The 12,048-nt window shown below is 67.8% G+C and carries 8 protein-coding genes and 1 pseudogene; 5 read left to right on the top strand and 4 right to left on the bottom strand.

Translation table 11 applies throughout. The annotated features are described in order from the left end of the window. Window positions 1-269 precede the first annotated feature (269 nt). A complete protein-coding gene (locus HY049_07915) occupies window positions 270-3,224 on the top strand; it encodes an alpha/beta hydrolase (protein ID MBI3448824.1) in 2,955 nt (984 codons plus the stop codon). Between the two features lie 24 nt (window positions 3,225-3,248). Here the strand turns inward: HY049_07915 and HY049_07910 are convergent, their stop codons facing one another. The 3 genes from HY049_07910 to HY049_07900 all read right to left on the bottom strand — a co-directional run bounded on the left by HY049_07910 (window position 3,249) and on the right by HY049_07900 (window position 7,574). Next, window positions 3,249-4,409 carry an aminotransferase class I/II-fold pyridoxal phosphate-dependent enzyme gene (locus HY049_07910; GenBank protein MBI3448823.1) on the bottom strand — a complete coding sequence of 387 codons (1,161 nt, stop codon included), beginning with the start codon at window positions 4,407-4,409 and terminating at the stop codon, window positions 3,249-3,251. Window positions 4,410-4,545: 136 nt separating this feature from the next. Then, the gene (locus tag HY049_07905) at window positions 4,546-6,915 is read right to left on the bottom strand and encodes an ABC transporter permease (GenBank protein ID MBI3448822.1); all 2,370 of its coding nucleotides are present in this window, start codon (window positions 6,913-6,915) and stop codon (window positions 4,546-4,548) included. Then, a complete protein-coding gene (locus tag HY049_07900; protein ID MBI3448821.1) occupies window positions 6,912-7,574 on the bottom strand; it encodes an ABC transporter ATP-binding protein in 663 nt (220 codons plus the stop codon). Before HY049_07900 ends, HY049_07905 begins: the two co-directional genes overlap by 4 nt. 120 nt (window positions 7,575-7,694) lie before the next feature. On the opposite strand from HY049_07900, the pseudogene HY049_07895 reads away from it, so the two are divergent. The 4 genes and pseudogenes from HY049_07895 to HY049_07880 all read left to right on the top strand — a co-directional run bounded on the left by HY049_07895 (window position 7,695) and on the right by HY049_07880 (window position 11,015). Then, window positions 7,695-7,889 (top strand): annotated as a pseudogene (locus HY049_07895) (helix-turn-helix transcriptional regulator). A gap of 541 nt (window positions 7,890-8,430) precedes the next feature. Beyond that, a complete protein-coding gene (locus HY049_07890; GenBank protein MBI3448820.1) occupies window positions 8,431-9,381 on the top strand; it encodes a diacylglycerol kinase in 951 nt (316 codons plus the stop codon). Between the two features lie 15 nt (window positions 9,382-9,396). Beyond that, entirely contained in the window at window positions 9,397-10,413 is a 1,017-nt protein-coding gene (locus HY049_07885) for an alcohol dehydrogenase catalytic domain-containing protein (protein ID MBI3448819.1), read from the top strand. 38 nt (window positions 10,414-10,451) lie between these two features. Further along, window positions 10,452-11,015, top strand: a complete 564-nt coding sequence (locus HY049_07880; protein MBI3448818.1) for a hypothetical protein — start codon at window positions 10,452-10,454, stop codon at window positions 11,013-11,015. Between the two features lie 58 nt (window positions 11,016-11,073). On the opposite strand, the gene trxB is transcribed toward HY049_07880, so the two are convergent. After that, window positions 11,074-12,021, bottom strand: coding sequence for a thioredoxin-disulfide reductase (gene trxB / locus HY049_07875; protein ID MBI3448817.1), 948 nt, complete (start codon window positions 12,019-12,021; stop codon window positions 11,074-11,076). Between the last annotated feature and the right edge of the window lie 27 nt (window positions 12,022-12,048).

Below are 12,048 nucleotides of genomic sequence, written 5' to 3'. Positions count from 1 at the left end.
GTTCAACGGTGGTCTCCCTTCGATCGGACAGTTCTTACGCCAACCGAGAGGATGGCAGGTCACCGTTGAGCCGTCTACTGAGAATTGCTCCATTGCGAGTAAGTGATCTGGAATCAATGACTTACTAAGATCCTACCTATGAGTCAGTGGTAGCATCCTCCCTGCCGCTCGTAGCTCCCCTGTCACACGGGATTCACATCAGTGGAGGACACGCCATGCCGAGTCCTTATCCGTTCCCATCGCTCGTCCGCGCTTGGTATTCTGGGGCGTTGCTGCTTCTGGCCGGCTCAGCGTTCCTGTGCCAGGCCGCTGAGCACGATCCGTTGACGGGGACTCCAGCGCCGTCCGAAAACGCTCGAAGCTTCGTCGCCAGCCTCTCAGCGCACCCAACCGCTGCTCTCCTGGCACCAACCGATGAGGAAGTCTTCGGAACGTACGAAGGGTACAATCTCGACCAGTATCTCACGCGGGACCAGGGACCCATAGTGTTTCCAATCTACGTCACGCGCGTCTACAGCAAGAATCGCCAAGAGTACGGCGACATCTTCGCTCCTTGGCCTCAGCTCGTCATATGGGCGTTCGATGTTGATACCTTTTGCGGAAACGAGTGTGACGGACTCTGCGAAATCGACAACGTCTACCTCAATGGATACTACCTCGGCCGGCTGACCGGCGTTGACCAGACCTGGACGGAAAACCGATTCGATATCCCGCCGACGTGGTTTGACGAGGGAAAGGTGGTTGACGCTCTCTACAATGGCCCGGGCGTCCCACCGACACCCGCGCAAAACTGGGTCGCCATCGACGTCGATGTTCAGCAGGTTTGCGGGTGGAAGGTCCAGGTGGACTCGGGCGCCATTTGGGCGCGGGGTACTCGGCCCTCCCTGCTGATTCACGGCATCAAGTCTGACAGCTCCACCTGGAACACCTTCAGAACCCTGCTGCCAGGCGACATCTCCGAGGCGTTCAACGTGAGTCCGACCGCCTCGACGTTCGAGAATTCAGAGCTTATCGCCGACTCGTATATCCCGGAAATGCTCACGAGTTTCGGTGTGGAGAGAATCAATTTGGTAGGACACAGCAAGGGCGGTCTCGACGCGTCCTGGGCCGCTCTGCGTCATCCGGGGGCAGTCGAGAATCTCGTCACGATCGGTTCTCCGTTGCAGGGAACCGACTATGCCGATCACCTCCTGGCACAACACCCATATGCATATTGGTTCTTTAACTTTTTCTTGGGAGACCTGACCGTCGCGGGCGAACTCAGCATTGCGACGCGAGACAACTACTACACTCGCCGCCCGACTCCGCCGAGGGGAGTTCAGGAATGGAACATCGCTGGCACTGAGTACAGGCCTACCGATACTCGATGTCCCGTGGAACTGCTTTCCGGCCAGTCGCCTTTCCAGGTGTTCTCCGTCGACAACGATGGGTACGTCCCCTACACTCGGGCATTCGCGCCTTGGGCCGGTGGGCCGCAAACGGCGTTCCCCGATTCACACACGTCCGACGCGTCGTCGCTCCCCTCGACCCCCGGTCCACCGAACGCTGAGCTCCAGGATCCCATCCTGACCGAAGTCGCGGCGGGGTTCCTACGGCCGTCGGGCTTCGGCCCGGCGGCGAATTCGGCCGCGCAGGCCGCGACAACACCGCCCCTTCAAGCAGCATCCATGCCTCCCACCAACGTTTCAGCCGACACTCCCCATACCATCGTCCAGGACTCGACGACGAGCCTCCAGTCGGGACAGACTCAAACGTTCAACATCCCGATCGATCTCCTCGTGACCCAGGCCCGTTTCCATGTCGGACTGTCGCCACAAAACGCCCTCGCGACGGTGACACTGATCACGCCTTCAGGCGCGCACATCACGATGAGCCAGATTCCAAACCTACCAGCGTTCAGCTACGCGGTGTCCGCTCCAGAAGCCGGGAACTGGAAGATCAAGGTTCAGGCCGTGACCCTGATAAGCACGTCGGAGGCATTCGCGGATCTGGATTCTCCCGTGACGTTGACGGCCTCCGCCGACAAGATCGATTACACGGCCGCAGAATCGATTTCCATCACGGCGCAGGTACGGGACAACGGGAGCGGCATGGCCGGGATGAACCTGTCCGGCACAGCCGTTTCGCGGTGGCCGAAGACCCGGACTCTCGCGTTCACCGATGCCGGGGGAGGCACGTACACCACGGCCTTTGCCGATCACGTGTCCGGCGGCCGGTGGACGACGCGAATCGCAGCAACGGGCTCCTATTGCGTGATTCCGATTTCCCCGAGCGGCGGCACCGTTTCAAGTTCTGGGACGCAGTGCTCTCCGTTCGAGCGCGAAGTCACGATCCCGCTGGTCAGGGAAGCGCCCACCACGGCGACCATCTCATCGATGTCGCAGGGTACCGCGACCGACACCAATGGAAATGGAAGGTACGACAATCTGACTTTCGCCGTGTCGCTGGACCCGGTGCATTTCAACGGCGACTACGAGATCTTCGCGCGCGTCGCGGGGACCGCGATGGTACAGGGGTCGCCCCAACAAGTCGTACTCGACACGGTCGACGCCGTCGCTCACCTCAACTGTTCCGTCCCCCCAGTGTGCACCTCGGGCCCTCAGTCAATTCCCCTTGTGTTCGATGGGAAGGCGATCCACGACTCCGGGATCGATGGACCTTACACTCTCTCGGAACTGACTCTGATCGGTGACAAGGAGGACCTTACGATCGAGAAGAGGTCCGGCTCGCTTGCGACGTCGCTGAACTACCACTTTTACGACTTCGAAGGCGCAAGCCTGGCGTTCGGCGACGGTGCGGAACACGCCGAGGATCTCAACTCGAATGGTCTCTTCGACACTCTCATCGTTGATCTCCAGGTTACGGCGAATCCGGGGTACCAGGGCAATTACGTGCTGAGCGCCAGCCTCAAAGGCCTCGATGGCCACGCCATCGCAGTTTTTCCGGCGACCGCGCAGGCCATCGTCGTGGGAACGAACGCCGTTCGGATGACGTTCTCTGGGCAGGCGATCGGCAGCGCCGGCCGGAATGGGCCGTACCGCATCGCAGATTTCTCCCTTCAAGACGTAGCTACCCCTGCCCTTCGACTCGCCACCGGCAGCGCGCTCGTTACTCGGGCGTATTGGGCATGTCAGTTCGAGGGAACCGAAGACGTGTGCCCGGTCGCCGGACCCGGCGGCGGAGGCGGCCCGAGAGGGAACCCGCTTCCGGGCCGCGAGCAGTAGCCGTGCGAAAGGTGCGTTCGATCTCTAGCCGAACGCCCGACGAGACTTAAAGCTCGTCAAGCACTCCCCCGTCCTCTGGAGTCCCTCCGCGAAGATCGACGGCCGCTGCCCGATGCCGATGCGGAGGTGGTGCTCGTAGCCGAAGACCGACCCCGGCGCGAGCATGACGCTGTACTCCTCGGCGAGCCGATTCGCGAGATCGAGCGAAGGGATGTCGAGCTCGTAGCGCAGCAGTGCGAGAAGACCCGCGCGCGGCTCCCGCCACGAGAGCACCCCCGCGTGCGAAGCGATCCACGCTCGGGCCCGCGCGAGGTTCTCGGCGACGATCGTGTGGTTCCTCTCGACGATCCGATCCCGATGCCGGATGGCGAGACACGCGAGGGCGTCGCTCAATCGTCCGGGGCTCAACGACACGTAGTCCCTCATCCCCCAGCAGGCCGCGACGATCTCGCGGGGCGCCGCGATCCAGCCGATGCGCAGCCCCGGCAGGCCGAAGGGCTTCGAGACGGTGCCGACGCTGATCCCCGACGAGCCGAGATCGAAGGCCGGAGGCGCGAGGGCGTCGCCCCCGGGAATGGTGAGCCAGCGGTACGCCTCGTCGCACAGGACCATCGCCCCGACCGACGAGGCGAGATCATAGACGCGCGCAAGCTCCGCGGCCGAGAGGATCGCCCCGGAGGGATTGTGCGGCGTGTTCACGACGATGAGCTTCGTCGTGGGTCGGATCAGCCGCGAGAGCTCGTCGAGGTCGTAACGGAATCCGTTCTCCGGCCGGACCTCCCAGAGCGAGACGTCGCAGCCGAGGGCGCGCGGGACGCTGTAGAGCTGCTGGTACGCGGGGTGCGGCGCGATGACGTGATCGCCCGCCGAGACGAGGACGTTGAAGAGGAGGAAGTTCGCCTCGATCGCCCCCGTCGTGACGAGGATGTTTTCGGCCGAGGCATCCAGGTAGGTCGCCGCGAGGAGGCCGCGAAGCTCCTCGGTCCCTCTCGCCTCGCTGTAGCCGAGGGGAAGTCGCAGCAGCGTCTCGAGAGAGGCGGCCCGGTCACCTGAAGGGACGAGCTCCAGGAGATCCGAAGTCGTCATCGGGAGGATGCCGCTCTCGGCGATGTCGTACTTCACGCGGGTCTCGTACGTCGTCATCCAGCGTTCGAGGCCGAAGGGCTCCAGGCGCATGCCGCGCATGATACGCGATCGCGCGGCGGGCTAGTGCTTCCCGTGCATCGCGAGGAGCATCCCCCACAGGGATCGTCCCCCCAGCCAGATGACCAGCGCCACGATCGCGACGACGATCACCACGTTCCTCAGCTTCGAAGTTCTCTCACTCATACGCGAGGGCCTCCCTGACGGCCAGGCGCGAGGCGCGCCGGGCGGGAAATGCGCTGCCGGCGGCGGCGAGGACGACCACGAGCGCGAGCCAGATCCCCGCCGCGCGCGGCGACATCGCGAAATCCAGCGGCGCCTTGATGAAGATCTGGCCCGTCATCGAATCGAAGAGCCACGAGACCGGGACCGCGGCGACGAGCGCGACGGCCCAGGCGAGGATCCCGATGATGAGCCCCTCGGCGACGACGTGGCGCGAGATGGTCCCCGGCGTGGCGCCGATCGCGCTCATCACGCCGATCTCGCGCGTCCGCTCGGAGACGCTGAGCCCGAGCGTCGACGCGAGGCCCAGGGCCCCGACGTTCAGGACGAGCGCCGAGGCGAGGAGGAGGGCGCTCTGGATGATGACGAGGTGATCCTCGAACGCCTTCCGACGATCGGCGAGAGGCTGAATGTCGTCCACGCCGATCTTCTCCCGCTCGAAGAGACGATCCAATTCCTGCTTCGCCTCGAGCTGGCCGGCGACGTCGTGGCGGCGCGTGACGACGCGGAGGGTGCGCGCCATTCCCGCCGCCTGGCCGGTCGCGGCGAGGATCGTTCCGGGGGGCGCGTAGGCGACGGGAGCCGGGCTCATCTCCTTCACGACGCCGACGATGGTCAGCGAGAGCGCCTTCCCCTTGACGCGCAGGGTGAGCGGGCGGCCGACGCCGAGCGCGGGATCGAGGGCGAGGACGGCGTTGTTGATGACGGCGACCCCTTCCTCGCCCGCCTCGAGCCACCGTCCGTCGATGAGGGGAAGGTGGAGGATCTTCGAGGCGGGATCGGGGCCGACGAGGGAGATCCTGTGCCCGGCCGCGAGCGCCCCCTCCCCCTCGTCCCAGGATTCGAACGCCTCGACGCCGGGGAGGGCGAGGACCGGGTCGCGGAGGCTCTCGACCGGCGTGGCCTGCGCGAGACGCACGCTCACGTCGAATCGACGCGACCTGGCGTCGAGGTCGAGCGCCCGCTTCCAGGCCTCGGAGACGTTGAGCGCGGCGACGAAGACGGCGCCGCCGGCCGCAAGCGTCGCGACGGTCAGCGCCAGCCGGCCGCGCCGATTGAGCGTCGTCCGGAGCGAGAGGAGGAAGGGGCGCGGGAGCCACCCGAACCTCGTGAGCGCGCGATCGACGATCCGGGTCCCGAACCCCCGGTCGCCTTCGTCGCCGCCGAGCGCGCGATGAACGGTGATCCGCGAGGCGCGGTGGATGGGGATCACCGCGACGGCGAGGGGGACGAGCGTGCCGACCGCGACCTGCACGATCACCGTCCACGCCGGCACGGCCAGGCTCGAGAGCGTCGCGTTCAGCATGTCGGCCGAGAAGCGCGCGTACGCGCGGCCGGCGGCGTACCCGAGCGGCAGTCCCGCCGCGAGGGCGAGGCCGGCGAGGACGAGAACCTGCGCGAGATAGAGCCCCGTGATCTGACCGGTCGTGGCGCCGAGCGCCTTCATCACGCCCACCTGGCGGATCTGCTTCGCGAGGAGCGCGTGGATCATGGTCGCGACCAAACCCGCGCTCAGAACGAGCGTGAGCGCGCCGAAGCCTCCGAGGAGGAAGAGGAACGCGGCCATCTGATCCGCGTGCGGGTGCTTCCCCGGCGGCGGGAACTCCATCCGCGAGACATGTCCCCCCGCCGCCTCGAGCGACTCCTTCACCCGGTCGGCGACGTCGCGGATGTGCGCCAGGTCGCCCGGCAGCTCCGAGACCGCGATGCGGAGGCCGCTCCCCTCGCGGCCGCCGGCGCGCACGACCGAGTCCCAGGAGACGAAGCCCGAGACGACGTGATCCATCCACGACGGCGCGAGGCCGGCGGCGTGCACCGTCCCGGAAACGCGGACCTGTGTCTCCGGCCCCTGAGAGGTCCTCATCACGACGGTGTCGCCGACCGCGGCCCGGGCGACTGTGAGGGCCGTCCTCTCGAGGAGAACCTCGCCGGGCTTCGGAGGCCACTCCCCCGAGTCTGGGACGAAGGTGTCGAGACGGAGGTCTTCGAAGTCGCGCACGACGAAGAGGATCATCGGAGCCCACTCGTCCGCGCCGACGCGGAGGCGCCCCTGGAGGACGGGGCGCGCCTCGGCGGCGGCGACGCCGGGAGTGCGGCGCGCCGTCTCGACGAGTCCGTCGGTGAGGGAGTCGAGGACGATCGTCGCCGAGGAGGGATGCGTGCCGGCGTACGTCGTCGCGAGCTCGCGGTCCAGGATCGAGTACGACGTGAGCATCAAGGAGAGGCCGAAGACGCCGGCGGCCATCGAGAGGACGGCCAGGGTGGCGCGCACGGGGGCGTCCTCCAGATCGCCGAGGACCTTCCGCCAGCGGGGGGCGATGGTCACGCGACGCGCCCGTCGGCGAGCGTGACGGTGCGGCGCACCGCCGAGGCCGCGTCGCGCTCGTGCGTCACGACGACGATCGTCTTCCCGGCGCTCGACAGCTCGCCGAAGAGCGCGAAGATCTCGGCGCTCGTATGGGAGTCGAGGTTCCCAGTCGGCTCGTCGGCGAGGAGGAGGGGGGGGTCGTTCGCGAGGGCGCGCGCGATCGCGGCGCGCTGCTGCTGGCCCCCCGAGAGGGCCGCCGGGAGCTTGCCGGCCTGGTCGGCGATCCCCATCCGCGCGAGAAGCTCGCGGGCCCGCGCCTCGCGCCGCCTCGCGGGCAGCGCTCCCAGGAAGTCCATCGGCAGCATGACGTTTTCGGCGATGGTGAGCGTGGGAAGGAGCTGGAAGAACTGGAAGACGAACCCCACCGTGCGGCCGCGCCAGACGGCGAGCTGGTGCGGCGTCATCGCGCGCAGGTCGGCGCCCGAGACCGTGATCGCCCCCGACGACGGGCGATCGATGCCGCCGACCATGTTGAGGAAGGTCGACTTGCCGCTCCCCGACTTGCCGACCACGGCCACGTATTCGCCGGCGCCGATGTCGAGGTCGATCCCTCGAAGCGCCGGGAAGCTCCCGGCCCCCGTCTCGAAGGTCTTGGTCACGTTCTTCAGCGCAATCATCGTGTCGGGCTCCGTGTCCGTCTATCGATCGCGGCCTGGGTGTGGGAGCATACGCCAGACGCGCGGCGGGGTTCGCGCGACGCGCGGACGAAAACGAGTTGCTGAACAGAGAGGGGCCCATTGTCCGGAAACGCGGAGGAGTCCGGCAAGAAGGAGGACGCGAGGACGCGGCGCACGCGCGACGCGCTCGGCGACGCCCTCATCGACCTGCTCCGGGAAAAACCCTTCGAGTCGATCACGGTGCAGGAGGTCCTCGACCGCGCGGGAGTGAGCCGCGCCACCTTCTACACGCACTACCGCGACAAGGAGGACCTCCTCGAGAGCGACATGGACGAGTTCCTCGAGCTGATGGCGATGGCCCTCTCGCGCGCGGCGGACACTTCGGATCGCGTCGCGCCGGTCCGAGAGCTCTTCGAGCACGTCGCCTCCCAGCTCCCGCTCCGGAGCGCCCTCGTCGCGTCCGGGAAGTTCCAGACCTTCATGGATCTCGCGACCGGCCACTTCGCCCGCGGGATCGAGAGGCGCCTCGGCGAGAACCCGCGCGCCCGCAGCGTTCCCGCCGAGCGCCGCGCGGCGATGGCCCACGGCTTCGCAGGCTTGATGCTCGCGCTCATGACCTTCTGGCTCGATCGCGGCGCGAGCACGCCCGCGCGGGAGATGGACGATCTCTTCCACCGCATGGTGTGGAGCGGGGTGGAAGGCGGCGGGCCTCGCGGGTAGGATGCCCGCGCGGCGCAACCCACACGGAGAGAGGTCCCCGACATGAACGCAACCAGAATCGCGGCGATCGCGCGGATCGCCCCCGGGACGGGGCTGCTCGTTTCTGGCCCGAAGACGTAGCGCGCCGAAGGATGCGGTGAGCTCCCCTCGATCGCTCCTCATCTTCAATCCCAACGGAGGCCGCGGCCGGACGGCGGCGCTCGCGCCTTCTGTGGAGGCCGCGCTCCGCGACGCCGGCATGGCCTTCGACACCGTCGCGACGGCCGGGCCGGGCGACGCGACGCGCCTCGCGGCGTCGGCCCCCGGGAGGTACGACTCCGTCGTGAGCCTCGGCGGCGACGGGACGGTCCACGAGATCGTCAACGGGCTCCTGCGCGCCTCGGCCGGGGGGCCGACGCTCCCGCTCGCCGTCGTCCCCCTGGGCAGCGGCGACGATTTCGCGAAGATGATTCCGCCCGAGGCCGCGGTCGGCGGCCGCGCGTACGGCTGGCGCGAGGCCGTGTCGAAGATCGCGCGCCGCGAGATCCGTCCTTTCGACGTCGGGCGCGTCCTGATCCATCCGGCTCCCGACGGAGCCGGCGGCGTCCGTTACTTCGTGAACAACCTCGACGTCGGCTTCGCGGCCGTCGGCGCCGTGAACGCGAGGACCATTCCGAGATTCCTCAAGGGAACGGCGGCATATCTCGCGACGGCGATCAGGACGGTGCGGCGCTATCCCGACCTCACGCTCCTCATGACCTTCGACGGCGAGCCGCCGGTCGAGCGGCGCACCACGATGACCGCCGTCATGAACGGGCGCTGCCTCGGCGCCGGCTTCTGGGTCTGCCCCGACGCCCGGGCGGACGACGGCCTGTTCGACGTGATGGTGATCGAGAGGCTCTCGCGGCTCGCGGTCCTGCGCACCATTCCGAAGATCATGCGCGGCACGCACGTGCACGAGACGACCGTCCGCACGCGCCGGACGCGCCGTGTCGTCCTCGAGTCCCCGGTCCCCTTCGTCGTGACGGCCGACGGCGAGCTACCCTCACTCGAGGCGCTCAGCGTCGAAGCGAACATCCTCCCGGGTAAACTGAGCGTCATGATCTGAGGAGGGGAGACAGCCATGGCGAAGATGCGAGTGATGCAGGTCGCTCGACCCGGCGGACCGTTCGAGCTCGTCGAGCGGGAAGCGGCCGAGCCGGGGGCGGGATCCGTCCGCATCCGGGTCGAGGCGTGCGGCATCTGTCACAGCGACGTGCTCACGAAGGAAGGGCATCTCCCCTTCATCCAGTACCCGCGCGTTCCCGGGCACGAGGTGGTCGGCGTCCTCGACGCGGTCGGACCGGGAGTGACCGGGTGGGAGCCCGGTGATCGCGTCGGCGTGGGATGGAACGGCGGTTACTGCGGCGCGTGCGAGCCGTGCCGGAGCGGGGACTTCTTCGCCTGCCGGACGAAAACGCTCGTCACCGGGATCACGCACGACGGAGGGTACGCCGATCGGATGATCGCGGAGGCCTCCGCCCTCGCCCGCGTTCCCGCGGAGCTGTCGGCGGTCGAGGCCGCCCCTCTCCTCTGCGCCGGCCTCACCACCTTCAACGCCCTCCGGAGCAGCGGCGCACGCGCCGGCGACCTCGTCGCCGTTCTCGGCATGGGAGGCCTCGGCCACCTCGGCGTGCAGTTCGCCGCCCGGATGGGGTTCGCGACGGTCGCGATCGCCCGCGGCGCCGACAGGGAGCCTCTCGCGAGGCAGCTCGGCGCCTGGCGCTACATCGACAGCCGGGCGCAGGATCCGGCGGCGGAGCTGACGAAGCTCGGCGGCGCGCGCGTCGTCCTCGCGACCGTGACGAACGGCGAGGCGATGCAGGCGGTGATGGGAGGGCTCGGCGCGAACGGAACGCTGATGGTCCTCGGCGCCCCCGAGTCGCTGACGGTCTCCCCCGTTCTGCTGATCGGCGGGAGGCGATCGATCAAGGGGTGGTATTCCGGCACCTCGATCGACGCGCAGGAGACGCTCGCGTTCGCGGCGAGGAGCGGCGTGCGCTCGATGAGCGAGGTCTATCCGATGGAGCGGGCCGCGGAGGCGTACGACCGCATGCTGAGCGGCAAGGCGCGCTTCAAGGTCGTCCTCACGGGCGCGTAGAGCCTCCCGCGATATAATCCGCCGCCAAGGAGGTGCGCATGACAGGTCTGACCGCGCTCTGGCTCCCGATCCTGCTCTCGTCGGTCATCGTGTTCATCGTCAGCACCATCATCCACATGGCGCTGCCCGGCTGGCACAAGAGCGACTGCCTGAAGCTCCCGAACGAGGACAGGTTCGCGGACGCGGTGCGGCCTCTCGCGATCCCTCCGGGCCCGTACATGGTCCCGCGCGCCGACTCGCACAAGGAGATGGGTTCCCCCGAGTTCCAGGAGAAGCTGAAGAAGGGGCCCGTGATGATCCTCACGGTCCTCCCGAACGCGATGAAATCGATGGGGACGAGCCTCTCACTCTGGTTCGCCTACTCGGTCGTCGTCGCGATCTTCTCCGCGTACATCACGGGACGCGCCCTCCCGCCGGGATCGAACTACCTCCACGTCTTCCGCTTCGTCGGCACGAGCGCCTTCCTCAGCTACGCGGTCGCGGGCTGGCAGGAATCGATCTGGTGGGGGCGCTCCTGGACCGTGACGGCGAAGCACTCGATCGACGGGCTCGTGTACGCGCTCTTCACCGCCGGCACGTTTGGGTGGCTGTGGCCGCGGTGAGCGCCCGCCGGGGTCCTGAAGGCTTCGCGACTCCCGCCTGAACGCAGCCCTCGCCGCCTCAGGCGTGCTGAGCCTCCAGCCAGCGCTCGGCGTCGATCGCGGCCATGCAGCCGCTTCCGGCGGCGGTGACGGCCTGGCGGTAGACGACGTCCTGGACGTCGCCGGCCGCGAAGACGCCCGGAACGCTCGTGTATGTCCCCGTGCGCGTCTTGATGTAGCCGTGGTCGTCCATGTCGAGGAGCCCGGTGAAGATCTTCGTGTTCGGCTCGTGGCCGATCGCGACGAAGACCCCCCCGATCGGCATCTCGGATGTCTTTCCGGTGACCAGGTTCCTGAGGCGCACCCCCCGCACCTTCTTCTGCTCGGTGCCGAGGATCTCGGCGATCTCGCTGTTCCAGATGAAGGCGATCTTCGGGTTCTTCTGCGCGCGCTCCTGCATGATCTTCGACGCGCGGAGCCTGTCTCGCCGGTGGACGACGTGCACCTTCGACGCGAACTTCGTCAGGAAGTTGCTCTCCTCCATCGCAGTGTCGCCGCCGCCCACCACGATCAGCTCCTGGCCCTTGAAGAAGAAGCCGTCGCACGTGGCGCACGCGCTGACGCCGTGGCCCATGAGGAGGCGCTCCGACTCGATGTTGAGGAGCTTCGCCGACGCCCCCGACGCGATGACGAGCGTCTCGGTGCGGACGACCCTGTCGTCGAGGTGGACGCGGAACGGGCGATCGCCGAGATCGACCCTCGTCACCTGCCCCTGGAGGATCTCCGTGCCGAAACGCAGAGCCTGCTCGCGGAAGGCGGTCATCAGATCGGGGCCGAGGATGCCGTGGGCGAACCCCGGGTAGTTCTCGACCTCCGTCGTGATCGTGAGCTGGCCGCCGGCCTGATTCCCCTCGACGACCGTGGGGCCCAGGTTCGCGCGCGCCGCGTAGACCGCGGCCGTCAGCCCCGCCGGCCCCGAGCCGATGATGAGGATTTTCCTGACGTCGTCGCGGTGCGTCTCGGACATCTCTTCTCTCTCCTGTGCGGCCCGAGC

Source organism: Acidobacteriota bacterium (assembly GCA_016195325.1).
Taxonomy (GTDB): domain Bacteria; phylum Acidobacteriota; class Polarisedimenticolia; order JACPZX01; family JACPZX01; genus JACPZX01.
The sequence above is the reverse complement of the archived record's forward strand: the minus strand, read 5'-3'. Positions and strand labels throughout refer to the sequence as shown.